Source organism: Haloterrigena gelatinilytica (assembly GCF_013342145.1).
GTDB classification, from domain to species: domain Archaea; phylum Halobacteriota; class Halobacteria; order Halobacteriales; family Natrialbaceae; genus Haloterrigena; species Haloterrigena gelatinilytica.
The window spans coordinates 1,895,707-1,921,014 of sequence record NZ_JABUQZ010000001.1 but is presented as its reverse complement, the minus strand read 5'-3'; the positions used below and the strand labels follow the sequence as shown (position 1 = coordinate 1,921,014).

Annotated in this window: 42 protein-coding genes and 1 other RNA gene; 17 read left to right on the top strand and 26 right to left on the bottom strand. The window is 58.0% G+C overall.

The genetic code is table 11. The features are described from left to right. The first annotated feature begins 12 nt into the window (after positions 1 to 12). The 3 genes from HTZ84_RS09745 (at position 13) to HTZ84_RS09735 (ending at position 1,886) form a co-directional block, all read left to right on the top strand. Positions 13 to 534, top strand: a complete 522-nt coding sequence (locus tag HTZ84_RS09745) for a hypothetical protein (protein ID WP_174680497.1) — start codon at positions 13 to 15, stop codon at positions 532 to 534. A gap of 1 nt (position 535) precedes the next feature. Then, a complete protein-coding gene (locus HTZ84_RS09740) occupies positions 536 to 1,009 on the top strand; it encodes an ERCC4 domain-containing protein (RefSeq protein WP_174680496.1) in 474 nt (157 codons plus the stop codon). Positions 1,010 to 1,112: 103 nt separating this feature from the next. After that, positions 1,113 to 1,886: an NAD(P)-binding domain-containing protein gene (locus HTZ84_RS09735; protein WP_174680495.1), complete on the top strand. Its 774-nt coding sequence runs from the start codon at positions 1,113 to 1,115 to the stop codon at positions 1,884 to 1,886. A gap of 353 nt (positions 1,887 to 2,239) precedes the next feature. Here the strand turns inward: HTZ84_RS09735 and HTZ84_RS09730 are convergent, their stop codons facing one another. The 8 genes from HTZ84_RS09730 to HTZ84_RS09695 form a co-directional block, all read right to left on the bottom strand. Then, positions 2,240 to 3,574, bottom strand: a complete 1,335-nt coding sequence (locus tag HTZ84_RS09730) for a hypothetical protein (protein ID WP_174680494.1) — start codon at positions 3,572 to 3,574, stop codon at positions 2,240 to 2,242. 3 nt (positions 3,575 to 3,577) lie between these two features. Further along, entirely contained in the window at positions 3,578 to 3,919 is a 342-nt protein-coding gene (locus HTZ84_RS09725; protein ID WP_174680493.1) for a hypothetical protein, read from the bottom strand. Positions 3,920 to 4,255: 336 nt separating this feature from the next. Then, positions 4,256 to 5,776 carry a sensor histidine kinase gene (locus tag HTZ84_RS09720; RefSeq protein WP_174680492.1) on the bottom strand — a complete coding sequence of 507 codons (1,521 nt, stop codon included), beginning with the start codon at positions 5,774 to 5,776 and terminating at the stop codon, positions 4,256 to 4,258. A 311-nt stretch (positions 5,777 to 6,087) separates the two neighbouring features. Continuing rightward, positions 6,088 to 6,453: a hypothetical protein gene (locus HTZ84_RS09715; RefSeq protein WP_174680491.1), complete on the bottom strand. Its 366-nt coding sequence runs from the start codon at positions 6,451 to 6,453 to the stop codon at positions 6,088 to 6,090. A 178-nt stretch (positions 6,454 to 6,631) separates the two neighbouring features. Beyond that, positions 6,632 to 6,949: a hypothetical protein gene (locus HTZ84_RS09710; protein WP_174680490.1), complete on the bottom strand. Its 318-nt coding sequence runs from the start codon at positions 6,947 to 6,949 to the stop codon at positions 6,632 to 6,634. Further along, the gene (locus tag HTZ84_RS09705; protein WP_174680489.1) at positions 6,949 to 7,188 is read right to left on the bottom strand and encodes a hypothetical protein; all 240 of its coding nucleotides are present in this window, start codon (positions 7,186 to 7,188) and stop codon (positions 6,949 to 6,951) included. The genes HTZ84_RS09710 and HTZ84_RS09705 overlap by 1 nt, the downstream gene beginning before the upstream one ends. Positions 7,189 to 7,303: 115 nt before the next feature. Beyond that, on the bottom strand, positions 7,304 to 7,486 hold the full coding sequence (locus tag HTZ84_RS09700; protein ID WP_174680488.1) for a hypothetical protein: 183 nt from the start codon (positions 7,484 to 7,486) through the stop codon (positions 7,304 to 7,306). Next, positions 7,486 to 7,659, bottom strand: a complete 174-nt coding sequence (locus HTZ84_RS09695) for a hypothetical protein (RefSeq protein WP_174680487.1) — start codon at positions 7,657 to 7,659, stop codon at positions 7,486 to 7,488. The genes HTZ84_RS09700 and HTZ84_RS09695 overlap by 1 nt, the downstream gene beginning before the upstream one ends. Here HTZ84_RS09695 and HTZ84_RS09690 point away from each other — a divergent pair. After that, the gene (locus tag HTZ84_RS09690; protein WP_174680486.1) at positions 7,648 to 7,938 is read left to right on the top strand and encodes a hypothetical protein; all 291 of its coding nucleotides are present in this window, start codon (positions 7,648 to 7,650) and stop codon (positions 7,936 to 7,938) included. The genes HTZ84_RS09695 and HTZ84_RS09690 overlap by 12 nt on opposite strands. 8 nt (positions 7,939 to 7,946) lie before the next feature. Here HTZ84_RS09690 and HTZ84_RS09685 read toward each other — a convergent pair whose 3' ends face one another. The 18 genes from HTZ84_RS09685 to HTZ84_RS09605 form a co-directional block, all read right to left on the bottom strand. Next, on the bottom strand, positions 7,947 to 8,267 hold the full coding sequence (locus HTZ84_RS09685) for a hypothetical protein (protein WP_174680485.1): 321 nt from the start codon (positions 8,265 to 8,267) through the stop codon (positions 7,947 to 7,949). Between the two features lie 129 nt (positions 8,268 to 8,396). Continuing rightward, positions 8,397 to 8,561, bottom strand: coding sequence for a hypothetical protein (locus tag HTZ84_RS09680; protein ID WP_174680484.1), 165 nt, complete (start codon positions 8,559 to 8,561; stop codon positions 8,397 to 8,399). Positions 8,562 to 8,661: 100 nt separating this feature from the next. Next, entirely contained in the window at positions 8,662 to 9,018 is a 357-nt protein-coding gene (locus tag HTZ84_RS09675; protein WP_174680483.1) for a hypothetical protein, read from the bottom strand. A gap of 20 nt (positions 9,019 to 9,038) precedes the next feature. Continuing rightward, positions 9,039 to 9,374: a hypothetical protein gene (locus HTZ84_RS09670; RefSeq protein WP_174680482.1), complete on the bottom strand. Its 336-nt coding sequence runs from the start codon at positions 9,372 to 9,374 to the stop codon at positions 9,039 to 9,041. After that, on the bottom strand, positions 9,371 to 9,913 hold the full coding sequence (locus HTZ84_RS09665) for a SprT-like domain-containing protein (protein WP_174680481.1): 543 nt from the start codon (positions 9,911 to 9,913) through the stop codon (positions 9,371 to 9,373). The genes HTZ84_RS09670 and HTZ84_RS09665 overlap by 4 nt, the downstream gene beginning before the upstream one ends. Positions 9,914 to 9,935: 22 nt before the next feature. Then, positions 9,936 to 10,001: hammerhead ribozyme type II (locus tag HTZ84_RS09660), an RNA gene on the bottom strand. Next, on the bottom strand, positions 10,002 to 10,133 hold the full coding sequence (locus tag HTZ84_RS23030) for a hypothetical protein (protein WP_256402452.1): 132 nt from the start codon (positions 10,131 to 10,133) through the stop codon (positions 10,002 to 10,004). It abuts the RNA gene before it with no gap. Continuing rightward, entirely contained in the window at positions 10,126 to 10,275 is a 150-nt protein-coding gene (locus HTZ84_RS09655) for a hypothetical protein (RefSeq protein ID WP_174680480.1), read from the bottom strand. The genes HTZ84_RS23030 and HTZ84_RS09655 overlap by 8 nt, the downstream gene beginning before the upstream one ends. 146 nt (positions 10,276 to 10,421) lie before the next feature. Next, positions 10,422 to 11,015 (bottom strand): hypothetical protein, encoded by a 594-nt coding sequence (locus tag HTZ84_RS09650; protein WP_174680479.1) that lies wholly within the window; start codon positions 11,013 to 11,015, stop codon positions 10,422 to 10,424. A 126-nt stretch (positions 11,016 to 11,141) separates the two neighbouring features. Beyond that, on the bottom strand, positions 11,142 to 11,291 hold the full coding sequence (locus HTZ84_RS09645) for a hypothetical protein (RefSeq protein ID WP_174680478.1): 150 nt from the start codon (positions 11,289 to 11,291) through the stop codon (positions 11,142 to 11,144). Positions 11,292 to 11,475: 184 nt separating this feature from the next. Then, positions 11,476 to 11,619 (bottom strand): hypothetical protein, encoded by a 144-nt coding sequence (locus HTZ84_RS09640; RefSeq protein WP_174680477.1) that lies wholly within the window; start codon positions 11,617 to 11,619, stop codon positions 11,476 to 11,478. 394 nt (positions 11,620 to 12,013) lie between these two features. Continuing rightward, positions 12,014 to 12,160, bottom strand: coding sequence for a hypothetical protein (locus HTZ84_RS09635; protein ID WP_174680476.1), 147 nt, complete (start codon positions 12,158 to 12,160; stop codon positions 12,014 to 12,016). A 7-nt stretch (positions 12,161 to 12,167) separates the two neighbouring features. Further along, positions 12,168 to 12,383, bottom strand: a complete 216-nt coding sequence (locus HTZ84_RS09630; RefSeq protein ID WP_174680475.1) for a hypothetical protein — start codon at positions 12,381 to 12,383, stop codon at positions 12,168 to 12,170. Between the two features lie 4 nt (positions 12,384 to 12,387). Beyond that, a complete protein-coding gene (locus HTZ84_RS09625; protein ID WP_174680474.1) occupies positions 12,388 to 12,558 on the bottom strand; it encodes a hypothetical protein in 171 nt (56 codons plus the stop codon). A gap of 120 nt (positions 12,559 to 12,678) precedes the next feature. Further along, entirely contained in the window at positions 12,679 to 12,828 is a 150-nt protein-coding gene (locus tag HTZ84_RS09620; RefSeq protein ID WP_174680473.1) for a hypothetical protein, read from the bottom strand. A 45-nt stretch (positions 12,829 to 12,873) separates the two neighbouring features. Beyond that, complete coding sequence (locus HTZ84_RS09615) at positions 12,874 to 13,491, bottom strand: hypothetical protein (RefSeq protein ID WP_174678790.1); 618 nt, start codon at positions 13,489 to 13,491, stop codon at positions 12,874 to 12,876. A gap of 1,722 nt (positions 13,492 to 15,213) precedes the next feature. Continuing rightward, positions 15,214 to 15,546 (bottom strand): DUF7344 domain-containing protein, encoded by a 333-nt coding sequence (locus HTZ84_RS09610; RefSeq protein WP_174680472.1) that lies wholly within the window; start codon positions 15,544 to 15,546, stop codon positions 15,214 to 15,216. A gap of 277 nt (positions 15,547 to 15,823) precedes the next feature. After that, positions 15,824 to 16,075, bottom strand: coding sequence for a HalOD1 output domain-containing protein (locus HTZ84_RS09605; RefSeq protein ID WP_174680471.1), 252 nt, complete (start codon positions 16,073 to 16,075; stop codon positions 15,824 to 15,826). Positions 16,076 to 16,381: 306 nt separating this feature from the next. On the opposite strand from HTZ84_RS09605, the gene HTZ84_RS09600 reads away from it, so the two are divergent. The 13 genes from HTZ84_RS09600 (at position 16,382) to HTZ84_RS09540 (ending at position 25,304) form a co-directional block, all read left to right on the top strand. Continuing rightward, positions 16,382 to 16,672 (top strand): hypothetical protein, encoded by a 291-nt coding sequence (locus HTZ84_RS09600; protein ID WP_174680470.1) that lies wholly within the window; start codon positions 16,382 to 16,384, stop codon positions 16,670 to 16,672. Between the two features lie 489 nt (positions 16,673 to 17,161). Continuing rightward, positions 17,162 to 17,926 (top strand): hypothetical protein, encoded by a 765-nt coding sequence (locus HTZ84_RS09595; protein ID WP_174680469.1) that lies wholly within the window; start codon positions 17,162 to 17,164, stop codon positions 17,924 to 17,926. Continuing rightward, positions 17,923 to 18,216 (top strand): hypothetical protein, encoded by a 294-nt coding sequence (locus HTZ84_RS09590; RefSeq protein WP_174680468.1) that lies wholly within the window; start codon positions 17,923 to 17,925, stop codon positions 18,214 to 18,216. The genes HTZ84_RS09595 and HTZ84_RS09590 overlap by 4 nt, the downstream gene beginning before the upstream one ends. 76 nt (positions 18,217 to 18,292) lie before the next feature. Next, positions 18,293 to 18,481 carry a hypothetical protein gene (locus HTZ84_RS09585; protein ID WP_174680467.1) on the top strand — a complete coding sequence of 63 codons (189 nt, stop codon included), beginning with the start codon at positions 18,293 to 18,295 and terminating at the stop codon, positions 18,479 to 18,481. Between the two features lie 3 nt (positions 18,482 to 18,484). Continuing rightward, positions 18,485 to 20,176, top strand: a complete 1,692-nt coding sequence (locus HTZ84_RS09580) for a terminase large subunit domain-containing protein (RefSeq protein ID WP_174680466.1) — start codon at positions 18,485 to 18,487, stop codon at positions 20,174 to 20,176. A gap of 15 nt (positions 20,177 to 20,191) precedes the next feature. Further along, on the top strand, positions 20,192 to 21,643 hold the full coding sequence (locus HTZ84_RS09575) for a phage portal protein (protein ID WP_217468209.1): 1,452 nt from the start codon (positions 20,192 to 20,194) through the stop codon (positions 21,641 to 21,643). Between the two features lie 6 nt (positions 21,644 to 21,649). After that, positions 21,650 to 21,883, top strand: a complete 234-nt coding sequence (locus HTZ84_RS09570; protein ID WP_174680465.1) for a hypothetical protein — start codon at positions 21,650 to 21,652, stop codon at positions 21,881 to 21,883. Beyond that, a complete protein-coding gene (locus HTZ84_RS09565) occupies positions 21,880 to 22,536 on the top strand; it encodes a hypothetical protein (RefSeq protein ID WP_174680464.1) in 657 nt (218 codons plus the stop codon). The genes HTZ84_RS09570 and HTZ84_RS09565 overlap by 4 nt, the downstream gene beginning before the upstream one ends. Before the next feature lie 16 nt (positions 22,537 to 22,552). After that, the gene (locus HTZ84_RS09560; protein ID WP_174680463.1) at positions 22,553 to 23,008 is read left to right on the top strand and encodes a hypothetical protein; all 456 of its coding nucleotides are present in this window, start codon (positions 22,553 to 22,555) and stop codon (positions 23,006 to 23,008) included. A gap of 30 nt (positions 23,009 to 23,038) precedes the next feature. Further along, positions 23,039 to 23,515 (top strand): hypothetical protein, encoded by a 477-nt coding sequence (locus HTZ84_RS09555; RefSeq protein WP_174680462.1) that lies wholly within the window; start codon positions 23,039 to 23,041, stop codon positions 23,513 to 23,515. A gap of 44 nt (positions 23,516 to 23,559) precedes the next feature. Continuing rightward, positions 23,560 to 24,528, top strand: a complete 969-nt coding sequence (locus tag HTZ84_RS09550) for a hypothetical protein (RefSeq protein WP_174680461.1) — start codon at positions 23,560 to 23,562, stop codon at positions 24,526 to 24,528. 12 nt (positions 24,529 to 24,540) lie between these two features. Continuing rightward, complete coding sequence (locus HTZ84_RS09545; protein WP_174680460.1) at positions 24,541 to 24,942, top strand: hypothetical protein; 402 nt, start codon at positions 24,541 to 24,543, stop codon at positions 24,940 to 24,942. Further along, positions 24,942 to 25,304: a hypothetical protein gene (locus HTZ84_RS09540; RefSeq protein WP_174680459.1), complete on the top strand. Its 363-nt coding sequence runs from the start codon at positions 24,942 to 24,944 to the stop codon at positions 25,302 to 25,304. The genes HTZ84_RS09545 and HTZ84_RS09540 overlap by 1 nt, the downstream gene beginning before the upstream one ends. Positions 25,305 to 25,308: the final 4 nt, after the last annotated feature.

Genomic DNA, 25,308 nt, shown 5'->3' with positions numbered 1-25,308 from the left:
ATGTGAGACCATATGGCATACGATGAAGAAGAAGCGGAGCCGATCACTGAACCCGATACTCTCAACGCGACCAAGTTCTACGGATTCGACGCTTCTGCTAACTACGACACCAAGCACCGACTCGATGGCACTGAACGACTCTCCGACTTCTACTCCCGGCTCGCTGCGTACAACACAGGTGTTCGCAACGGGAAGTGGGGCGACCAAGAGCTGATCCGACAACAGGACAACCTCGCCCTGTTCGACGCTATCGCATCGCAACTCGAACTGACTCGCTACCAGCACACTCGAGGCCGCCAAGCCTTCTCCGAATTGGACCTCTCTCAACTCTCGTCGCCGAGGGGTATCGACGCGACTCTCTGTGCGGTCATGGTGGCCGCTGTGGTGGCTCGGGAGGACGGGAGGATCTATCACCCATCCCGCCCCGAAAACGCCAACGACGGCCTGTTTACGGCCCTCCTCGGCGATCTCGACTATTCCGACCGTCTCGTCCACAAGTGCTACGGGAAAATTCTGAACCGAGTGAGGCTCTGACATGATTATTCTTATTGATGAGCGAGAGAAGAAGCCGTACTCGTTCCCCGGTATGGAGACCGAGACGGCCCTTCTCAATTACGGCGACTACGCCGTGAAGGGGATGGGGTACTATGACGTGAATCCGAATACCGGGAAAGAAGAGTTCTACCCGGAGTTCGCCGTCGAGCGGAAGTCGCTTGACGATCTCGCCCGGTCGGTCGGGACCGACCGCGACCGATTTGAGCGAGAGATCGACCGCGCCCAGCAGGCAGACAACTTCGCCGTCGTGATCGAAGCGACGATGACTGATGCCTACAAGGGGCGTTACTACTCGAAGATTCACCCGAACGCCGTCGTCGGTACTGTGAAGAAGTGGCCTTTCAAGTATGGGACACTCGACTTCGAGTGGGCCGAAGACCGCGAGGGCGGAAAACAGGAAACGCTACGATTACTCGACAGGTGGTACATCCACTCTGCAACTGACCTCTTCTAATAGTGGATCGTCCGGCTCACTTCCACTCTCGGTAGTAGCAACCAGACTCCTAACTTGGTAGCTTTTCACGTTCCCACTCATAGGCTGGAACGGGAGACCATTGATGAAAATCGGAATCATTGGCGCAGGAGATGTCGGAAGTACAGCTGCCCAACACTTTGCTGAAGCAGGCCATGAGGTTATGATCAGTAATTCTCGGGGACCAGAAACACTCACTGACCTCGTTGACGATCTGGGAGGCAACGCTCATGCGGGGACCGTCTCTGAGGCAGCCGATTTCGGCGAAGTCGTCATGGAGGCGATTCCGTTCAATGCATACGAATCTCTCCCTGCGGACTCCCTCCGTGATAAGATCGTTATCAGTGCCTCAAATTACTACCCAATGCGTGATGGATTTATTGACATAGGGAAGACACATACGGACCTCATTGCAGATCATCTCGAAGATTCGAGAGTCGTCAAGGCATTCAATGCTACATATTGGAAGACCCTCCGAGATGGTCAACGGCTAGAGGCCGATCCGGATGATCGTCTTGCGATATTTATCGCTGGGGATGATGATGAGGCGAAAAGTGTAGTTTCGAGTCTCATCGAAGATATTGGGTTCACTCCTGTGGATACAGGTCCACTCACTGAGGGAGGTCGTCACATACAACCGGGGTCACCGATCTATACCGCCTCATTGACCGCGAGCGAGGCACGTACACGGTTAGCAGCACTCAAAACGACCGTGGCTGCATATGAACTTGGATATTACGACTCTTCGAGGGAAGTCACGATCCAAGAATTAGCCGATGAACTGGATATGAATGAAGAATCGATTTCAGAACATCTTCAGCAAGGGACGGAGCAACTCATTAGTCAATATCTTGATTGAGAACACCAGTTGCAGCTACCAACAGTCAGTGAATATCCAAATATAACAACTATTATATAAGTGGATGGTTGCTCCGGTAACGCCTCCACCTGTACTGAACGTTGGTTGCTCGTTACTGGGCTTGCAGGCCGTTCTCATCCGCTCGTTTTAATCGCTCGGGCGCTCTAAGATCAATGGGAACTTCGTGGCCGCAATCCTCGCAGATCCACACTTCGTAGGAACCGTAGTGGGTCTCTGTTTCGGAGTAATAGCCACCCCCGGTATGTTGGCAAGGGTAATTCTGCATGGGTCTGGTTGCCCTCTCGGGACTTTCATCTATCTTTCAGACTTCGAGAAAGCTTAAAGATTCGGGCTTATCGTGTCTTCTCGACCTTCACTTTGCATCCTCCGGTGTTCATGAGTCGGGCCTCAACGCGGTACGGGCCGACCACGGAGACACCTTTAGTGAACCCCGCTGCCTCCGTGACGTTCAGGTTGTTGCTGGGGAAGACCGCTTCCGGGCCGCTCTCGCCGTGGACGACGGCCAAGGCCCCTTCGTCGGCTCCGCTCAGGGCGTCGTGGGCCATAAGGGGGCTTTCGGCGTCTACCCAGCCCCGGCCAGCGAGGTCGCCGTAGTCGGCTCGCTCCATCTCATTCACGTCGAAGTCGGGAACCGGAGCGGATTTCTGTTCGTCCTTCTCAGCGTGGAGATCGCCCTCCATAACGCGGAACTCCCCTTCCTCGTCGGTCGGCTCAAAGGTCTCGGCGAACTCCTTGATCTCCTCCTTGGACGATTCCAACTCTTCTACGACGGCGTCGGCGTCGATATCGAGATCGCGGTACTCAGGGAGCAATTCGCCGTCTTCATCGAAGGCCTCTTGCTCGCTGTACGGCGTCGGCTTGTCGGCCTTGACGATATCGAGGTCGCCGGTCGCCTCGTAGTCTTGGATGTACTTCGGCACCTCACCATCTTCGTCCTCGGTGTAGACGACTCGAGTGAGGTAGGTGTAGCCGATCACGCCGGGGGTCTGCATCCGGCGCTCCACGGTGACCTCTACGTCGCCCTCACAGGCCTCGTAGGCCAGCGCGTCGTCCTCGACCGGCTCGCCCTTCACCTTGATAATGGTGTCCCGGCTACGGTCCACCTCGCTCGCCGTCGTCTCGATCTCCTTCGTCGTCTTGACGGCGTTCGGGTGGATCAGGAACAGCCGGGTTCGGCAGGGGTTCACTTGGGGCGGCGCGTTCCCGCTGGTAACGGAGATCGCCTTCGAGACCCCGTTAATTCGAGCCTCGTCAATGAACTCCTGTGCCGTCGGGTAATGGGACTTCCCGACCGAGAGGAGCAGGTCGTGGCTCTCAAACTCGACCATCTCCCCAGCGTGGGTTCCGGTCGGGCGGTCCTTCTGAAGCCGCTCAATGTGACGGGAAGCCTCGCCAGCCGGGACGGTCTCGGTCATGCCGCCCGGCCCAGTCACCGCCAACTCGAACTGGAGGCCGGGGAAGAACGTGTAAGACCGCTTCCGGTCTTCCTTAAAGGGAATCGGCTCAGCGAACTCGACGAACGCCGGAAGCTCGCCGCCGGGGCCTACGTCCGACCGGAGGTACGCCTTACCCTCCTTGAGATAACCGCAGCCGCGCTCGGGGTTGTCGATGGTCTCGGTCTCGGTGCTGGGGCTGTCGCTCTGGGTCTGGGTGGTCTCGATGGACATGGTTTATATCTCCTCGATGGTTGCTCGGCAGGCTCGGCACTCCACGAATCCGACACCCGCAAGGGTGTGGTAGGAAAAGTCGGCGCGGTCATATCCGCAGACTTCGCAGTCTTCCTCCACGATCTTCGTGAAGGAGCCTTGGTCGCCTTCGCAGGGATCGGCCCGGAAGGACGACCGGATCAGGACAGGGAGTTCCTGCCCCGGAAGGTCGTCCCCGATTCGAGCGCGGCGCTCGGCCCGGCTCATCTCGGGGAGTTCCGTAACAGGGGTCTTGTTGTCTGGGTGGCGGTCAACGTCCACTTCGTCGCCCGTAAACGGGTCTATGATGTTGATTTTATCTTCCATTTTGGGTCTGGTTGGCTGCCTCTTCCACCGCTTTCATGCATATTTCAAACTCGGAAGGGGGGTTACTGGCTCTGCTAAAACTATACTTTCAGGATTTATAGGTGCGGAATAGCCGCACACTACAGATGCGAACTGATCGCTGATTGTTCTATCAATTTATATAGGTGTTGGAGACAGGTGCTGAATACACGGCGCTTCTTAATCGAGATCCGTGTCAGCCGGTAACCGCATGGTCCAAAGCCAGAACCGCTCTAACCCCTGTATCATGTCGATAACCTTGTTAGGATCGACCGGCTTCGTCAGGTACCCGCTCGCACACAGTTCGTAGGACCATGTTCACTGGTCCTGTTCATTCTCCGCTGGGAGGGTAAATGAGAACGTCGCTCCATTGCCCGGCTCAGACTCGACCCAGATTTCGCCACCGTGACGTTCGACGATCCGCTCACAGAGAGCCAGACCAATACCCGATCCCCCGTAATCGTTCTGGGATTGAAGTCGCTCGAAGACCTCAAAGATACGATCTTGTTGGTCCGGCTCAATCCCAATCCCCTCGTCCCGAACCGATACTTCCCACATGGAACTGTTCTGGGTAGCGGAAATATACACCTGTGGCGGCTCGTTTCCACTATACTCAATTGCGTTGCTCAATAAGTTCTGGAATACCTGCCGTAACTGATGTTCATCTCCCTCCACACGAGGCAGTTCCTCGGCGTCTACGTCAGCATCACTTTCAGTTATACGCACCTCGAGGTCGTCACGCACGTCTCTAACCACTTCGTTGAGGTCAACCGGTTTGAACGACTCCCCTCGGGTCTCCACACGCGAATACGCCAGTAACCCGTCGATCATGTCACGCATGCGGTCGGCTCCGTCCACAGCGAACTCGAGGAACTCTTCGGTTTCCTCGGTCAGTTCCTCATCGGCTCGGTTCTCGATCAACCGCAGATAGCTTGACACCATCCGAAGCGGTTCCTGAAGGTCGTGGGAGGCAGCGTAGGCGAACTGTTCGAGCCGCTTATTGGACTCTTCGAGTCGCTGTTCGCGCTCAACCCGGTCCGAAACGTCACGCCCGATGCCAGCCAGAACAACGTCTCCGGACGTGTTCTCGAGGGTAGATCCGACAAACTCGAAGGGGACGGTATCGCCGTCCTTAGTGCGTAGCTCGAGTTCTACATCCACTGAGCCACTCTCGAAGCCGTTGCGGACCGCAGCCACGGCTTTCTCACGGTTTTCGTCTCGGTAGAAGTCGGCTGCGGTCATTGATGATATTTCCTCGTCCGTATAGCCAGAAATCTCCGAGAGGCTTTGATTCCACCGTTTGAGCGATCCATTTTCGTCTAACACATAGAATACGTCATCGATTGCGTCGAGAATATCGTCGATGTACTGCTGGTGTCGTTCAAGGCGCTCGTTCGAGGTTTCCAGTTGATCGACCGTTTCTTGGAGTTCGAGCTGCCGTGTTTTGGCCCGCGCATCGTACATACCTGCGCCGAAGCCCGCGAGACTGCCCAGTGCCGTGAGCAAGAGTATATTTCCGACGATATTTGGATTGTCACTGGCAAGAGCGATAGGAAGCAGGATAGCGAGACCTACCACGATGCCGCGGAGACACCACTTGCCGATGGTTGGATAGAGTTCAGAGCGGATGTCTGTTTGAGGCAACCGATAGCCTCCGTACAACAGGACAAGACCGGGGATACCAACTAAGATACCGAGTACGACCCAGAGTTCGGATGACCCATCGTTGACGATGGGAAGGTACGGATAGCTGACTACGAGTGCGACGAAGATCCCACCGAGGGCTACAATAAATTTCCTCCCAGAAACGTCGGAATATCTCCGATTCCTAAAGCCCATTACCCGTAATCTGTAAGGAGGCTCCTATAACGTTGCTATACAGAATCCGATAAGATGGTCTATCTCTACTTGCGTCAGCCTGATAATGACTTACCAGCCGCACTCTGACAATATTCCGAGAGACAGAATCCTACTCTCGATAACTGTACTACCTGTACTTATCGCCAAGGGATTCAACAGAGTTGGTCTACTCTGACTTCTCTTTCAGTGCATCCGTCACACAGCTCAGGCAGTGGCGTCGTCGTCATAGGTGAGACCAACACAGGCCCCGCCGTGACGCTTCGCGGACTTCCCGCACTCACGGCAAGGCATCAGTACGCTTCGATCTCGACCGTCGCCATCAGGTCGTCGTCAATCGAGACGTGGATGAAAAACTGAACGCCCACGTCCTCGGTGATGACTTCGGGCGGGTTGATCGGGCCGTAGCCCCGGTTCGGGCCAGCCGGGATACGCCCGACCGCCTCGACCGTCTTGAAGTACCCTTCTACGATGAACTCGCCGTCGTCGGTCACCTCGACGTTGTTCACGTTCTTCAGGCAGACCCCTTCCCAGAGGTCTTCTTGGTCGATGCCGTCGGAGACGTGGAAGTTCCACTCGCCGTCAAGATTAGCCGCGATAATGCCGGTCTCAGCGAGCGCCACTTCTTCCGCCGTCCAGTTGTCGTCGTTGTAGTTCATTTGGGTCTGGTTGGTTATTGGTTAACGCTCTGTGCATCCGCCCGTCGAGCCGGGCCGTCGAGAACATCGAACCAGCAGTTCGTGCAGACCGCCGACCGTCCGACGGGGTTGCCTCGATCCCATCCCCGAACGAATCGGGGCCGGGTACAGACACAGCACGGTCCGATGTAGCTCCCCTTCACGCTTCCACCTGACCAGCCTTCACGGCCATCTCACGGGGTGGAGCGCACCCGTACTTGTTCTCGTCCATCCAATCCCGCGCCGCCACCAGAGCGATCATACGGCCCTTGTGGCCGCCGCCGCAGTTGCCCCGGATTCGGAACGACGCGCCGCCGTACCACGAGGTGAACAGGGCCTCGAAGTGGCCCCGGTCGTTCAGGTGGACGACCACCCGGTACGGGCTGTCACCGTACTGGAACTTGACGAACTCCGGGTAGTCCGCTATCTTGTGCCACCCCATCTCGCCGGTTGGTCGGACGTGTTCTCCGTGTTTCATCAGAAGTGCCCCCGTTCATCGAAGAACCGCTCGCGGCGTCGGTCGAGTTCGGCCTCGTAGGCTATCTCGGCTCGCGCTTCCTCTTCGTGGTAGAACTCTTCCAGTCGCTCCTCGAGTTCCTTCGTCGCCCTGTAGAGGGCGTGGGTCTCGGCGTTGGGGTCTTCGGTCTCCTCAAGGAGAACGTTGAGTTCGTACAAGGCCAGTTCCGCAGTGTCCGTCGTGATGGTTAGTTCACTCATAGGTCGAACCTCTTAGCAAGCCGCTGAAGCCCCGACTGGAACTCGTGTCCGCAGTCTCGGCAGCGGGTTTTCTCAAGCGATGCCTCTATCCTGTCGCTGTCACATTTGGGGCAGGTCATAGGTCGTGGCCTCGGCCTCGAGCGCGGCTCGCGTCGAGGCAGTCGTCACAGATCCGGTTGTTCGACTCCGGGTGGCCCGGAGGGAAATTGCCACAGTCGGCGTAGTTGATGCAGGCCCCTTCTGGGCGGGAAGGCTCCGTGTCCTCGGGGGAGCAGATCGTCGCTTGTTCGGTTGCCATCATGCCCGGCCCTCGAGTTGGGCGACCGTCGGGTACATCCGGCTCGGTCTCTGGGCGTTAATCCGCCGCTCCCCGAAGGTCAGCAGCAGGATCTTCTTGTTGTTGAGATCGGCTCGGGTGAAGGCGTCGTATAGATCGCCTTCCCACAGGGCCTCGAAGAAGTGGCCGCCCATCGGAACGAACTCGTCGGGGTTGCCGTTGAGATCGCCCCACTTGACGTACTTCTGGACTTCCTCGCGGGCGCTGTTTCGCTCGACCGTCGAGGGCAGGTCGTCGTCGGTCTTCTCGATGATCTCGAGGAACGCCGGGCTGGCTCCCGCTTTGAACAGGAAGTCGAGGTGGTCTTGGGTCAGTTCGGTCTCGGAAGTGGTCTTGTCGCTGATTTGGATCTGGTTGGTTGGTGGTCGTCGGTCGATGCGCCCCGTCTTTTCATGACATATTTCAAACTATGACGGGCAAGTCAGCCGAGGAAGTAGACGAACGTGGATTCGTCGTCCAGTGGGCTGAACACGGTCGTCCCAGTAGCGTAGAAGGGGAGTTCCACGTCGTTGTGTTCCCCGAGGCCGTACACTCGCTCCTCGATGGAGAACTCGTTGCCCTCACCGGGGCCAGACGACTTCTCCTCGTTGGGGACGAGGTAGGACACGGCTACCGACTGACTGAACGGGGTCAGTGGCCGGATGCTGATTCCCTTAGAGTGGTAGGGGATCGTAATGAGGTCTCCAACGGTTCCGGTCTGGGTCTCGATTCGGTAACTCTGTGGTTCTACTGTTAGGGTCATGATTGGATTCTCTGGATCTGGTTAGTCCCAATAGGAGAGTCGGGACTTCCTGCTGGATTGGGGAGGCCGAATAGGGGAAACCCAAATAGGGAATACCGAATAGGACTCCCCCCTATAGTCCCCCCTCTGCTACTCGATTGTCACGATGAAGTCGGGGTTCGGATCGTAGGTCAACTCCGAGTCGGAGATGAATCCCTCTGCGAGTACATCCCCGTCGCGGTTCTTAACCACGAGTCGCATTACGCCCTTCAGGCTATTCCCGCCGTGGTGGCCGCTCTCGGGCTTAACGCCCATCAGCACTTACTCCATCCGCAAATGAGGCAGATAGGACAGCCTCCGTCGAGTTGAACACGGCTCCCTCGGCAGTCGGGACAGGTGATTTCTTGTTTCATAATTAGGCGAACGCAGTTGCTACGTCGGTGATCTCGAACGCCACGGACTCTTCATCGAGGCCCGCTTTGATCTCGCGGGCGATCTGGGAAAGCTCGTCAAGGCCGCCGTCCACTCCGAAGCAATCGACGACCGCCACTTCTTCAAGGACAAGCTCGCCGTCGTTCATCACGTAAGCCCCCTTCGCCGGGAGCCGAGTCGCCCCGCCGAATCGGCGAGCGAGTTTCGTGATGACGGTTTCGACCATCTCCTCGGCACCGTCTTTCTCGGTCGGGATATAGAATCGAACCTTCTTCGTCCGGCTCGTAATCAGGCGTTCGGTAGCGTCGGCGCTCTGGGTCTCTGGGTTGGTCGTACTCATTTGGGTCTGGTTGGTGGTGGTTAATGCTGGAACTGGAACACGGTCACAGCGGCGTGTTTCGCCTCTTCGTAGAAGAGAGCGCGGCGAGATAATTCGACCACGAGGATGTAGGTCTGGAGCGTCGTCGGGTGCTGCCAGTGGAACTTGTAGCGATTGTCGCCTTCGGCTTCGTACAAGTCCCCTTCCTCGATGCACCCCCGGATCACGTCGCCCCCGATTCGGCGGGAACGGCGCTCGGTGCAGAAGTGATCGGTTGGGCGGTACTGGTCAGGCTTTCGAGGCACTGATTCGAGTGGAAAATCGTGCCGGTAGACAGAGGCGTAATCGTCCCACTCCTTATGGGTGATTACGCTCATGCCGTCTCGACCTCGATCTGCTCGTTGCAGCACTTCGTTCGGTATCGGTGGGGATTCTCGATCACCTTCGACCGGCGGAAGCGCGGCGTCTTCTTACCGCAGTTGGAGCAGACGAGGAACCATTTGGCTTCGTCACTGGCAAACGACTTGCAGTGGCGGGGAGCGTCGAGTTCGCGGGCCTTCCGCTTGAAATTGCGACCGTGACCCCCCTTCCCGAAGGTCTCGTACTCCCAGATATGGATTAGCTCGTGGCGAATTACCGCCTCGAAGTCGTCGCCCCAGCCCCACGTCTGGTAGGCCTTCCACGCGAACCGCATCTTGAGTTGGCCGTTCTTCCGAATCGCCTTCCCGGCAGTTCGCTTGAGCTGCTTCGATATCTCGATCTCGACTTCCTCGAGTGGCACGTCGATCTCGACGGTCTCGGCGTACTCCCGAATCGCCCGCTTCAATTCGACCGGGGATAGGTCGTCGCCGGGCCGCTCGAAGCCGTCGTCACTCGAGGCTCCGGTGCTGTCGCTGTCTGGTAATCTAAAGGTCATTTGGGTCTGGTTGGTTACTGACGGTCGGTTGCCATCGTCAGGCCACGAGTTCCACTCGTGACGACGCCCGAGAAGGGGCGTTTCGGCTTTAGCGGTCGGCTACTTTCAGGAGTTCGAGCGCCTGCTGGCTCTTTTCGTGAGCGGCCTCGCAGTAATAGGCGTCAGCAAGTTCTTTCGCGGATTCCAGCAGGTCGATGGCCTCCTCGACGGCGTCACTCATCGTCGTCCCCCATCAGGTGGCCGTACTTCGTCTTCGCTCGGCGCTTCTTTCGGGCCGCTCGCTCTTTCTCCGCCTTCGATTTCTCGGTGGCTTCGTTCAGTTCGTCCTTTACGTCGTCGGGAAGGGTGTCTTCGAGGTTCATGGGTCTGATTGGTTAGTTGTCGGTTGTCGGCCATCGGTTAGCGAGCCGGTGACCACACTCGGGGCAAGTGTCGCTTGATACCGGAAACTCGATGTTCTCGCCGTCGTAACTGTCGCAGTTCGGACAAATGGTTTGGTAGTCGTCGTTCATCGGTCGAGGTCTCCGGGGAAGTGTCGGTAGCATAGGTCGGCCCACTCGGTCGGGGCAAGGAACGACTTTTGCTCGAAGTCGGGGCTGTTGAAGCCCCCTTCCAGATACCAGCAGAGGCCGGTCTGTCCGACGACTTCCTGAAGGGTGAGCCGGTGGGTCGGCTCGGGGTACCACTTCTTCATGTGGTGCCACTTCTGGAACTCCCCCCAGAAGGTGAAGTCGCAGCCGTTCTTGTAATGGCCCCAGTAGTCGTGAACGGCGCGGTTCTTGAGGTTCTCCTCCTTGGTCATGTGGTCGGGATGGGTGCCGCCGGAGAAGATTCGGAGAATCCCGTTGTACTCGATCTCGACGCACATTTCCTCGAAGGACTCGTAGGGGTCTTCCTCGGTGAACTCGACGGTGATGCCTTCGGCCTCGATCGCGTCGAAAAGGTAGTCGTTCATCTTCGAGAGAAGCCGGGCTGCCTCTTTTACTTCGGCGGGAACGTCGCCGTAGGTCTCGGTCTCGTGGTATTCGCGTCCAATTCGCTCCGCAATCTGTCGTTCGCCCAGCCGGAAATTGGTGGGCGTAACGGTCATGTGGTTCAGCATTTGGGTGGTCTCCGTGTTCCTCGGGCTGGTTAGGCCGTCATCGGAAGCCCCGCCGGGGAATTGAACCCCGGAGTCGCCAGTCAGGGCTGCCCCTTAATGGGGCGCGAGTTGGTTACCGGACTCGCATTACAGCCGCTCAATCACGTTCGCTCGGTCGTATTCGGCGGTCTCGCCGTTCTCGAAATCCACGATCAGGGTGAGCTTGTCGTATGTCCACGTCTCGACGTTCTCGAGGACTTCGTCGCCGTCGGGGCTGGCGATTTTAACGGTCGTCATCGCCAGTCCTCCAGCCACTCGAACGTTTCCGCCTCAATCCATCCGTTGCCGTCGGTCAATCGAACTGCGCCGCTCTCGGTTAGTTGTAACTCGGGGGTCATTTGGGTCTGGTTAGGAGTACCGGCGTTCCCGCCGGATTGGGTAGCCCCCATCCTAATCTCATGGGGGACGATAACTCTATCGGTCAGGTAGATTTTCGGCGGTCTCGTTCCGCTAAGGCCCGAGCCGCTTGTTCGTCCATCCCGTTTCGGACGTACATCTTGATGTGCTTCATGAGGTAGTCGTCGTTCAGCGCCCGAAGGAACTCGATGTGGTCTTCTCGATTCATCACAGCTCACACTCCGAGCAGATGAAGTAGCCGAGGCCGTAGTCGAATAGGAAGGTCGTCGCAGCGTCGCAGCGGGGACAGTATTCGCGCTTCGCGTTTCGTCGTCGGGGAACTTCGTCGTACATTTTGGGTCTGGTTGGGTGGTTATTGGACTTCGCCGCAACCCTCGCACCATTGAAGGCAGACGCGGGGATTGACGGGGTCTGCGGTCTGATTCAGGTTCTCACTCCCGCAGTCGAGGCAGGTCACCGACTCGAACTTGGGCTTCATAATGCGTCGGAGAAGCCGCACTTCTCGCAGCCGAAGGCCGTAATGGTCTCACCGCCGAAGTGGCTCGGTTCGTCTTCCCAGTAATCTCTCTCGTCGCCGTCGCAATCGTCGGTGAAAATGCACATCAGAGTTCACCCGCTTTGCGGTATTCCTGAAGGATGGAGTGAGCTTCCTGAAGAACGCGGGTTTCGTCGTCGGTTGTTTCCACGTCGTCGCGGGCTGTTTCGAGAACGAGCAGGGCGTTGATGTATTCGTCGTTGGTAACGGTCATGGCTGGTTTAGAACTTTTGTCGGGCGCGGTCTTCGGCGGTCTCGATTTGCTCCTTGGTCGGGATATCCGTGTGCCGGTCAAGGCCCATTTTTCCGAGTTCGATTTCAACGAGCCGGGAGAACCGACGCTCGTCAAGAACGCGGCGGTCGTGTCGGGCTTTGATTTCGGGATCGGCGTAGTAGCCGGGTGGTACGTCTTTCCAGTCGTTGTTGTAGATGCTCATGGTTTTACTCGAATAGGTCGTTCATCGTCTCGCCGTGCTGGCGGTCTTCGCGGTTCTGCGAGAACTCGTCGCGGTCTCGGTCGGCGGTGATGAATAAATCGTCAGGGCTTGGGTCACAAGCGCCGCCGTAGGTTTTGTACGATTCTCGGTCGCCGTCGTCGTCGTAGCCACTCATGGGTCTGGTTGGATTTTGGCACAAGGCCAAATGGCCGAGCCGGGATTTGAACCCGATTAGAAGTCCGTCACTCTCAGCAAGCCGCCATCATAACCCCGTAAGGGGTCTTAACCGTGCCGGTCAGAAGGGCAAGGGATCGTCGGCGGGATCGGGGAGATCGAAGCCGATCCCGAAGGCCAATTCGTCTTCAACCTCGAACTCAGGGCTGTTGTCGTCGCGGTCGTCGTAAGCGTTCGGCTCGGTGTGGTCGGGGTCGTTATCGGTAAACATGGGTCTGATTGGTTGGTTTTGATTGGTCTCGCGGTTCCTGTTGATTTAGGCCCAGACGACCTTCATCCCGGCCTTCTTCAGAAGTTCGAGGGCTTCTTCAGCTCGGGCTTCGCCGACTCCGCTAACACCCTCAAGGGTGCCGGTAACGGCGTCATCGTCCACTTCTTCGCCTTCTTCGGCGTACCACACTTCTTCCGGGGCGTCGTATTCGACTGGGACGAAAATGGGATCTTCGTCGTCGCCGAACTCATCGGCGGGAAGGCCGAAGTCCTCGGCGTTATCCTTCGTGATTACGTCGAACTCCCCTTTCGGCTCGCCGAACTCGTCTTTGTAGGTCGGAAGGTTGCCGTCGAGTTCGTCGCACACGTCCTTAAGGCCGGTTTCGTCGTCGGTGCCGTAGGCGATTCCGGCGAAGTGGCCGTAGTGGTCGGCCCACGGGGAGCGGCCCTGATCCTTCACCTTTGCGACACCGAGGGCCTTGCACGACTTCTTAAGAAGTCGGACCATCGAGATCGCTTTCCAGTAGTCTTCGTATTCTTCAACCCGCTCGCCGCCGAAGACGGTCTCGGTTTCGGTTTCGGTCTCGGTTTCGGTTTCGGTCTCGGTTTCGGTTTCGGTCTCGGTTTCGGTGCTAACGTCGTCGCTGGGGAGGCTAAATGCCATGATTGAATTTGGGTCTGGTTGGGTCGTTGCACGCCCCGAAGGGGCGGAGCCAAGGTCATCGTCAATGGGTCGGTAGGCTAATTTCCGACCGACACGGGGTTTCGCTCCCGTGTTTCGACCGTTTGCTATTCTCCCCGAAGGGAGCTTTAGGAAAGTTGGTTTCGTCGGCGGTTTCGTTCGCTTGTCCGGCCCTGTTGGGCCGGGTTTCGGCGGTTTCACGCCGCCAAAATCAAATCCACTTCGTTACGCGCTTTCCCCGAGGGGATCGGTCGGATACGTCCCTTCCCTTCTTACCCTATCCCGCCGACTTCCCACGGCCCCGGAAGGGGCCGGAATAGTCGGGATATTCATGCCCGGAAGGGCATGGGGCGAAGGTACTACGGATAAGTTGACCTAACGCGCTGGGTTACGTGATTTTGGCGTTTTAACGTGTCTCGGTCGGTTACTCCCGATCCCGATTCACGTTCGCATAGGTACGCCCCGTCGGTCTCTCTCCCGTGCTACAAGCCTTCAACAGTCCCCGACGGGGCGGATTGAAGGGGCGAATACGGCGATTCTTAGTCGTCGCGTTACGCACTCTCGCGGGCGGGAGAGGGGCTTAACGCCCCGCTTGTTAACAGCGGGGCCGTCTTTGGCTCCCCGACGGGAGCCGGGATTCTCCGGGTTTGGGCTACGTTGTATTTTTCCAGTGATTGACGCCTATCAGCGGCAGGCCGCACCTGCATGAATCGGAAGCGCCGTGATTGGCCGCTTATACGACCGCACACATACCCTTAGACGGTCTCAAACCGTCAGTCCGACCCTTTCGGGCCGTTAAGGGGGCCGTCTTTCCCGCCTATCGCCGTTTGGCTGTTAGCGGGAGACCGGGAGCGCATACCACGCTTGCCCGGCCCCTAACCGGAGAACCCCACAACGCCGCGCTCCCCGGCGGGGCCGAGAACGGCCATGTCGCCACGGGAGCGGGGCGTACATCGCAAAAACCTCCAGCCCCGAGGGGCCTTCATCGGCGAACTCCCGTAAGAGTGAGGAGTATATAAGGCTGTCGTGTACCCCTATCTCGGCTGTTTGTGGAGGTTTCAGACCTTCTAACTCAAGACTAACCTAACGTCATGTCATCTAACCAGTTAGCATACCATGTAGAACCATGTAAGAAGGGTAGAAGGCTGGAGAAGGCCGTAGACGGCAGTCTCAAGCTTCGAGTATGTAGGTATATCGTTGCAGGCAAGCGTGGCGGTCGTGGCGGGCCAAGCGCGGCAGTCGTGTTCCCGCAGTAGAAGGCTGCTGTGTGCGGTCTGCGGCGTTTTAGGCTTCCCGTGTACGGTGTCGTGTCAAGCGCCGTGTACGACCGTCGCGCCGTGTAGGACTAAAGTGCCGTATTCTTACCCGTCGGCCCTTCTCGGCGGCCTTTATCGACCTTGCCCAGACGGCCCCCTTAGACGATGCGGCGCAGTAATATTTCGCTTCTCCTATCTAAGCCTATCGACGGTCTCGAGCGATCCAGAACCAGTGATATCACTCAGTGGTAAGCGGATGTACGCTTAGTGGTACTACTCAGTGTTGGAGTCGTGATCGGGGCCGGTGTTGAGGGGCGGGCCGTGTAAGGCCCCTTGAGGGAGCCATGTACGGCCCTTAAGGGCGGTTATTACACCGTTCGGGCCGGATGCGGCGGAAAAGTACGTTAGTCGCCTCGAAAATATGCTGATTTTGGGTATATAAAGGGTCTTAAAGAAGAGATTGAAGCCGGTCGGCGTCAAATTTCGGGATAACTGTATCCCGATCTTGATTGTACTCAACGAAATTCTCATCTTCCAGTTTCGGAATATGTGCGTGGTAGAGCATCATGTAGATATTCTTCACCTTCTCCGGTGAGATATCAGTAATTTTGGTGTCTTCCTCCCGTATTGCCACCTCTTCTGCAAGGTCAGCCAGCGCAATTGGATTTTGATGCTTAGAAAGAACGGAGAGAGCATACCGCCGCCGTTGATTCGCAAGTAGATTAAAAAGGCTATCAGTGTTCAAGTTCGCACTGCCTTCCTCGTTGATGGATTCTATCATCTAAGAGAAGATAGTGTTCTAATCCGGAAGAGGACTGTCCCTTAGCAGTTTGGCTGCAACGGAGAGAATATTATTTGAAATCCTGAACAAAAAGGCCACATCGAACGGTAATACACGAAACTTATGCCGTCGCCACCCAAAACACCGCTGGTCGCTTAATGGCGACCGTTCAAGGGGCCAGCCGCTTGCCTACCACGGGGTGGCCCCTTTACTGAAGTCGCCACAGAGATATTGGCTTTACTTAATATAAGGTCTTATCCTTACAGGTCAGCCTCTATCAGCGGGAAGTCTGCGAGCCGGACTGCGAGACCTCGATTGAGTCGGAGTCGGAGTCGGAGACCGTCACATCGTAGCCTATGTAGGAGAACTGCACTCGGATATCTGAGTGGGAGTTCTCAAAAAGAGCTTCCAGAGATTCGACATCAACAGTATCGTATAGGGGAGGTAGCTCGACTGGATCAACATTCTCGTGTTCGGCTACTTGTTCAACTATCTCGTTAGTGAGTGAAAACGCCGATGACTGCTTCATTGGCCCTGCTAACAGATTTTAGTTTAAAAATCCGCTGGAAGGGGAAGCGTTCCTGCCGCTATCGAGTATTGAAGTTTGAAAGGGCGTTCCCGGTAACCAGCCGGGTGAAGACGTGCCCAGACGCCTTCCAGTTGACCTTGGTGGGCCAACCAGACCCAAATGCTGGGCGAATCCCGACCAAAGGATTCCCCGAGCGGAAGGAGGCGACAGGGCGCTAAAAGGGTTTCGTGGAATCCGCAGAAGGGGCCTTGTTCGAGGATTCGTCACCCTACAAAACTTATAAGGATTCAATAACATTGTCAAGGTATGTCGAGACTCACATCCGCACAAAAGACGCTGTTCAACCTCCCCGAGATCACCGAGGCGAACCTCGACCGCCTCGCAGACGATATCTTAGGAGCGATTGAAAACCTCCAGAGCGAAGCATCCCACTCTGGAGGTATCGACCGGCTCGATGAACTCCACGAGGAACTCGAGACAGCAATTGACGAAGGTAGCCTCACTCCCAGCGAGTTACAATCCATCGCCAAAGAGTCGAAATCCATCTCCAAACGAATCCGTGGCCCCGGATTCGACTATGACGTTATAATGCAGTAAATCGTCCCCGGCTTCGCGCATAGGGGAGAATACCGAGCGCCCAGCCGCTTGCCTACTACGGGAGGGGCGCTCAAAATTCTCCCATCATCGTCTAATGCGCCCGAACGGGTACATTTTCAAGTAAGTGGCAATCCTTTCTGGTACTTTGAGTGCTACCACCGAGAGAACTGACACCTTCTCCGAGAGATCACGTATAAACCCCCGACCCCCTATATAAAAGGATGTATATTAATAGGAGTGAGAACAACTGGCTTCAGTCGGACTGGTTGGGTCTGGTTCCTTCTGTATTCAGTTTCTACTGTGACCGCTCATAGGGGCCAGTCGTTCTCGGTTCTACCCTTCTAACCTAATTCGGGGAAGGGAGACTCCTAATCAGGGAGCTTGACTTCCCGCAGAATTGGACTAAACCGGAGTGGTCACATCTGGTTGGTTTCTCTGGGGGCACTCTACTTTGGCCCCGATCTACTCTCCCTCTTTCAGTACACTAACATGGCAACGCAGTCCGTCAGTGGTAAGACGAAGATGGAACTCGCAGAAATCCGAAAGGAGTTCGAGGCGAGTCCCCGCTCCAATCACTACGATTTTGAGGACTGCTACTGCCTCGCCAAGATCCCCCGGCAACCCGAGGGATACGATGGCCCGGCTCGGTACTGTGTGAAGCGCCACCTCGATCCCGACAGCAAGAGGTGCAAGTTCCACGGAGGAGTCGGACACGGCAACCCGGAATCGCTCGACAAATACGCGAATCTCAAACACGGCATGAAGGCAACACGCAAGGCGCTACTCGACACGATGACCCGCGAGGGGAACGAGTGGCAGGTCGAACTCTACGAGTGGGTCACTGAGGAGTGGCCTGAGGCCTATGACGTAGACACCTCCACCGATCCGAACGCGGAATACGAGTTCCACGCCCTTGCCCTCGAGATTATTCGCGCAGAGCGAGCCGAGGGATGGATTTTCAAAGAAGGCGAGAAGGGGCAGAAGCGCGTCTTCAGCCCCTCTGGGGAGATGTATTTCGATGATATCCCCCACTACCTCGCCGACATGATGCAGCGCCAACGGAAGCTCATCATGCGGATGGAGGACAATCTTGGAATCTCCAGAAAAGCCCGCCTCAAGGCGGACGAGACTAACGAAGCCGCCGATCTCATCAAGTCGTTTGCGGAGGTCGGCGCATCCCTTATCACGAAGTCCGACAGAGCCTACGATCCCGACGAGTTCGAGGGGCCGCCGTCGGACGAATCGGATTCATGACCTACCTACAATCGTTCAGCAGCGGATACCTCATCGCCCCCGAGGTTGATGTGCGACCCTTCAGCGGCAGGAACGCCGCCGTCGCCCATGACCTCTACGACGACCTCGAAGACGTAGTCGGAAGCCCCGTCTACGTTGCCGTCTCGGGTGTCCGATATCGGGTCCGGCCCGAATACGGTATCCCCGCTGACACGGTGGCTCTCCCCCATCACAAGTTCCCCTTCCCCCACAAGGAAGGCGACACCCTTCTGGTTGAGCGGGATGGGGCGGTCGGGGGTCGATTCGGGTGAGCGCGTTCCCGCAGTTATGCGCTCCACCGAGAACGGCGACTCCCCATAACGGGAACCTACGGTTGCGAATACGCTGATGGCGGCTTTCTCCCATGCAGGCCCCGGAGAGGGGCTTGACAAGCCGGAGGAGGTCATCGTTGAGAAGCACGAGGAGTTCAACCGAGAACGGCTCTTCGTCGGCTGGCGTGGCAATGGGTACGCCGAAGACACCTGCTGGCTTCTCGCTGACCTCGACATTGTCTGTAAACTGTCTTCTTGGGAATAAGTCATGCAAGACGCAGAAGATATCCTCACAGCCTTCGCTGACCAACTCGGCGTTGAGCCGGAGGTCGTGGAGGAACGCTGGGACGGTCGCCCTGACCGGCTCATGGAAGATATCTTCCGCATCCGCGATATGGACACGGGCGAGGTCCGAGACCTCGAACTGTTCGATACCCAGCGGAAGGCCGTTATGGCCTACTTCTACGGCGACGCCGACACGATTAACAACTACAAGGGTCGCCGGATCGGGTACTCGTTCATCTACGGCCTCTGCTTTCTGGTAGAGGGGATTCTCGTCCCTAACTCGTTCTATCCCGTGGTTTCACGGAAGTACGAGCAGGCCGAGAACCGGATCGAGGATATCGAGAACCTGATCGACAACGCCAAGGTCGAGATCCCGACCAATTTCGTAAACAAAGGCGAGATCGAGCTGTGGAACGGCTCGGGCTACAAGGCCTATTCCGGCGACCCGGACGCCTCTCGTGGTGACAAGTCTGCTCGAGCGGTCCTGTTGGACGAGATGGCCTTCATTGAGGATCAGAAGAAGGTCAAGCGGGCGTTCGGGGCTTTCCTCTCTCTGGGGAAGAACCGGAAGATGGTGCAGGTCTCGACGCCGAACGTCAAGAACGACCTGTTCATGACGACCCACAATCGGGGAACCGAGAGTGGGTACGACGACGACGGCCAGCGAGTCGGCGTCATCGCCATCAAGCAGCCGTCGTTCTACAACGCCGACGAGATCGACATTAACACCCCGCTCTACGATCAGGACGTTCAGCCGGTTCGCCCGGATATGAACATCGAGATGATCGAGGACGAGCGGGCGTCTGATCCGCTCGGTTTCGGTCAGGAATACCTCTGTCGGCCCATCGTTGACGAGTACCGCTTCTTCTCGGAAGAGGCGATTGACGAGGCGATGAAACGCGGCGAGAACGTGCTGACGGGACTCGAACTCCCCAGTGCGGACTTTCGCGTGATCGGCGTCGATATCGGCATCTCGAAGGACGACACCGTTGTTCAGGTGTTCGATCACGACGGCTCCCGGCGGGTCCACCGCTACATGGAGATCATCACCGACGAGGTGCTGGCCGAACACGGCTTCGGGTCGCCTGATCGGGGGAACGCCCGACAGGTCGCCACCCGGATCGCGTACCTCTTCCGTGAGTTGGACGCCGATCTCGTCGTTCTCGACAAGACGGGGCCGGGCGAGACCTTCGACCGGCAGATCACGGAGAAGTTGGGAAGGGCCGTTATCGGCTTCAACTTCTCGGATAAGCGGCGCGTCGAGGAGATGATGGGTGACTTCAACAATTCCCTACGGAACGGGAAGGTCACTCTGATTCCCGACGACCGCTTCCGCGACGAACTCGAGTCGGTTGTGAAGATCAAGAAGGAGGACTGGTCGGTGCCGAAGTTCTCCGGCAAGGACAACTCGGAGACGGGCAAGGACGATACGGCAATGGCCGCTGTCCTCGCCGCGTTCCCGCCGGGTTACGCAGTCCAGCCGGGACGGCAGGCCGACCAGCGAATTGTGGAAGACGAGTTCCACGAAATGGGGACCGTTGAGTCTCCTCAGAAGCGTAACGTAGCGAGAGAGGCTGCCCAGACGGACACTGGTGCGTTCGGGTCAGCCACGATAAGCAGGAGCAGAGGCGGATACGGTTCGCGGCGCTCCTATTCTGCAAGACACCGACGATAATTACTCTATTCACCGATGGGAAACGTTAAAAACGAAATTCTCCGCCGAGCGGCGGCTGGCGAACTCGATGGCGTAAGCCGCGAGCAGGCCACCTTCGCACTCGATGCCCCGAAGGCCGTTATCAAGCAACGGCAGGGGTCGGGTAGCGAGCCGCGCCCGTCAGAGCCGCCGACGGCGAAGATTCAGGAAAACCGCCTCGTGGCGGATACTGACCCTCACATCAAGGAGGGCATCGAGACTTTCGTTGACTATCTCATCGGCTCCGGCTGGAACATCGAGCCGTTCAACGTGATCGGCGTCGATGAAGAGCAGACCGACGAGGACACCGAGGTCTCCGATCTCCGACTCCTCTTCGCCATGTCCCCGACGTGGGAGGACGCCTACGATATGTGGGTGAAACACGCTCTCATCGACGGGACGGCCTTCATGGAACTCGTTGTCGAGAACGACGTATTCCGCCCGAAGATTCTCCCAACCGAGATGGTCTCTATCCAGACCGACGAGTTTGGGAAGGAGACCGGGTACATCCTCGAGACAGAGGACGGCGACGAGATCGAGTTCGAGGCTTACGACCTTGCGGTGCTTCGGTTCCACCGACACCCCGGCGAGGACTTCGGACGCTCGCTCATTGAGGCGTGTGAAGAGCAGGCCGATATGCTCCGTGACATGGAGATCGACATGGCCCGGTTCATTGCCACGAAGGCTTACCCGCCGATTCTGTGGCAACTCGGGTCGGAAGATCGTCCGTGGTCACAGGACCAGATCGACACTTGGCTCAACACGATTCAGGATATCGAGCCGGAGTCGATGCTGGCAGTCGGCCACGATGTTGACCACTCGGTCGTCGGGGTCACCTCGACCTCGTCCGACCAAGGGGCCATGAAACTGGAAGGCACCTTCCAGCATCTCCTGAAGCGCATCTACACGGCGCTCGGCCTTCCTGCCTTCCTCGGGAACATCGACTCCGATGGTGGCCGGAACGAGGCCGTCGCCATGATGCCGAAGTTCGACCGCCGCATCCAGCGGTATCGGTCGAAGATTCGGGACGCTGTCCGGCACCAGATTTTCGTCTCGATCCTCGCTGGTGACAGTGAACCGGGAGAGGCGGGAGTCCTGCCCCCAGAGTTCGAGTTCGGCCAGCACTCCAGCGAGGAAGAGCGGCTGGACGCGGACATGGCGATCAAACTTGTCAACAATGGCTTACTCTCTCGTGAAGCCGCCGCCAAGCGCGTAGGCATCGACCCTGAAACCGAGATGCCCCAAGACGGGGAACTGGACGAACACATCGACATTATTCAGCAACTCGCTGGTAAGGGCGACGACGTTCAGAACTCCGCAGGCGGTCGCCCATCCGATACGGGTGGCGGTGCGCGTTCGAGCGGCGAAGAGGTCAAGACTCGACAGAACCCCGAACGGGACTCTTCCGGCGGGAACTCTCGCCCGAAGCAGGATATCTCGAACGACTAATGAATCATGGACGACCGCGAGCGTGACGAAATCCTGTGGCGGCTCGACGAGCGGACGGAGCGCATGGACGCTCGCGTAGAACGAATTGATGGCCGGGTAGAATCCCAAGACGAGGTTATTGACGACCTCGATCAGCGGGTAACCCGGAACACTACCGTTCTCGCGGGAATAACGTTCGGCCTCTCTTCGTTTATCGTTGCTGTCCTCGGGAAAATCCACGCAATATTTCACTTCAAATGAGTACCGCACAAGACGCCCCACAAGACGGTGACGAGGGCTACGGCTGGAATATCCAGTTCAGCGCCCCGTCTGTCATCGTTAGCGAGGAAGACGACTTCAACGAATACGGCGTCCGAGAACACGACGATGGCTCCATCGACGTAATCTTTGCAGCGATGGAACCCGGCGAGCGTAAGGGCATCCGTGTGACCGACTCGTTCCTGCGGCGTGTAGCCTCTCACCAGTACGGTGATCGGCTACCGCTTCAGTACGACCACTCCCACTCCCAGCGGGCTAACGTCGGCTGGATCGAGCCGGAGAACATCAAGTTCAGCGATGGCTTCCTGCGCGTTATGGCTCACATCCCGAATACGGGGAGCCAAATCCGCACGGACACCATTGCTGACTTCACCCACGACCCGCCCGCGATCTCGGACGGATCGGTCGGGTTCGACTTCCGTTCCATCAAGGTGGAGCGGTCGAATGACCCGGACGACAAGCCCGAGTTCAAAGACGCTCGGCTTCAGGAGTTCTCCCTGACGCCGTTCCCGGCAGGCTACGACAACGGCGGCCTGTCCCCGCAGTTCAGCCGGTCTGTTGACGACTTTATGACCCCCGATGAGTCCAACTGGGGAGAGAGTTGTCTGCTCACCCGGCCCTACCGAATCGACTAAATCTCTCTAATCTATCATGCACGAGTTCAGTCTCACCAAGGATATCGAGGACATGGACGAGGGCGAACTTCGCTCCACCCTCGATGAGTTCATGGAGAAGCACGCGGAGAACATCACGGCCTACGGCGACCTCGAAGACGACGTTGCCGAATACAGCGAGAAGGTCGAGGCCCTTGAGGGCGATCTCGAGACGGCCCAGACCTACTTCGCCGAGAAGGCCAGCGACTACACCCACCTCGAAACGGAGGTCATCGTTGAGCGGTTCTCGCTCGTGGAGACCATCGAGATGGCTGGCGAGGCCGAGGAGGCCGAGTTCAGCGAGCCGGAGGCCGACGAGGTCGAAGGCGAGGACGAGGACGACGAGACCCGCTTCTCGGAGCGCCCCGAGAAGGGCCGCGTCCCCAGCGACTCTGACAAGAGCGCCTTCTCCGCACAGGCGGAGGACGACGTTTCCCGACTGCTCGGACTCTGAGCAGACTTCTAACACTTTCTCTCTCTACTAATGGTTCACGCACGTATTGCTACTGGTGCCGAACAGCCTATCAACCGCGATGGTGGTCTCGCACAGGCCATCGTTGAAGAGGCCGACCTCGTCGGTCTCAACTCGGACGGTGACGTTGTTACCGCCGACGCTGACTCCGCAGACCCCGTCTCGGCTGTCGGCATCGCTGCTGCCCCAACCGACGATCTCTCGAACTACGACAGCGCCCCCGACACCGTTCGCTCGGTTGTCGAGAGCGAGCGCAGTCTGGTTGGCCGCGACCGCATCGCGTTCATCAACCACGGCGTTATCGTTGAGAACGCCGACGAGGACTGGGACTTCACCCCCGGAGAACCCGTCTTCCTCGGCGTCGGCGGCGGCTACACGCAGGACGAGCCTGCGGACGCCTCGGGCGAACTCCGGCAGGTCGTCGGTGTCGCCATCGAGGACGGCAACGCCCTCTTCCTGAACATCAACTACGACTACACGGTCGCCTGATCGGGGCTGCGTAGTCTTCTCTAAAATCTTATAGGTATTCTAAAATGGTTAACCCCTCCCGACAACGCGAACTGACGACCAAGGACGACGTTCCCCTATCTGACCTTCTCGGCTACGGCCTCGAGCTGATCGAGACCTACCGCGAGGCCCCCCGCTCTTTCCTGTCTAACTTCACGCAGGAGGTCTCGAGCCGCACGTTCATGACCCGCACTGGGGACATGACGTGGAAGGAGGCCGCCGAGATGGAACACGCCCGAACGGGCACCCTCTCGAGCGAACAGATGGCCTTCTCGGTCAAGTCCTACGAACGCTCGCTCGGCTACTCCCGCGAGTTCATCGAGGACAACCCCAGCGAAATCCTCCGCGCCGAGTTCCAAGAACTCGTCAAGGGCGCTGACAACAAGGAGTTCGAGGTTCTGTTCGAGGTGCTGAAGAACGGCATCGCGGACGGCACCAAGCTCTGGTACACCCCGCAGCCCTACGCGGGCCAGTCCTTCTCGGACACCCACAACCACACGTTCGAGTCCACCGAAGCCCTCTTCGGCGACACGGACGCCCACACCGTCGCGGAACACATCCGCGAGATCAACAAGACCCTCCGCGAACACGGCTACCGCCCGTCGGTCGCCCTCGTCTCCCACGAGGTCGCTGGCGAGATGGTCGGCGAGCGCAAGGACGGGATGAACTACCACATCCCCGAAGCCGAGGGTCTGCGCGAGGGTGCCCTCCCCGAGACCACGCTGGTCGAGGACGGCGTTCGCTTTGTCCAGACGGCGTGGCTGAACGGCGACGAGGAGATGGACGTTTACGTCCTCCCCGACGACCAGCCCATCAAGACGAACTACGTCCGCCCCGTCGAACTGACGGACAACACGGGCGCACCCATCGGCGGTGCTGGCGGCTCCTTCGGTGACCCGGCGGCCCTCCTCGGTGCCTACGGCTCGATGCGCTTCGGCGCGAAGATGGCCGACCCGCTCTCGGGCGCGAAGGTCACCATCGACAACCTCGCCTGATCGGAGGTTTAGATGGCCGTCGATGACGAGACCTTAGCGGCTGAAGTCCGTGTTCTGACGGACTACGATGCGGGACTCATCGCTGACGGCGACCTCCTTTCGATTATCGAGTTGGCGAAGACGGAACTCCGCGCTCAAGTCGGGCAATCTGATATCGACTTTTACGGCGGGAACCTCGACGCCGAACGGGCGCTCTTCTGGTTGACGTGTCTCTTTCTGAAGGCCAAGATCGGAGAGCTTGACGCTCCCAACTTCTCGATTTCCGAACTGCAAGTCAGCCATCAGGCGATGGACGAGCAGGCCGGGTTCTGGTTGAACAACCTCGACCGGCGGCTCGACGCTCTGCGCGGAACGTCCCTTATCGGACACGTCCGCATCCAGCGAGCAGACCGCACCTACAACTTCGAGAACTGATGATTCTACCGGCACAGCGACGACAAGCCCGGCTCGCCATCCACAGGCTCGGCACTTCCTGCACGATCAAGGAACCCGGAGTACAGATCCGCAACGGCTACGGAAAGCTCGAGGAGCCTGTCGGCTGGAACGCGGTGGCCGAAGAGCGAGTCGTCCGTACCTACACCCGAAGCGACCGCCCGAGTCAGGCGCGTCACTCCGGGGGCCGGTACCGAACAGAGTCCCCGATGCTGACGCTACGGGACGACTCGGCTGTAGAAGAGGGCTTCCGGGTAGAGTTCCCCGACGGATCACTCTACGAGGTGGACGCTATCACGGTGTATCCCACCCATCTGGAGGCCTCAACCACGGTCGTAAACTGACCTC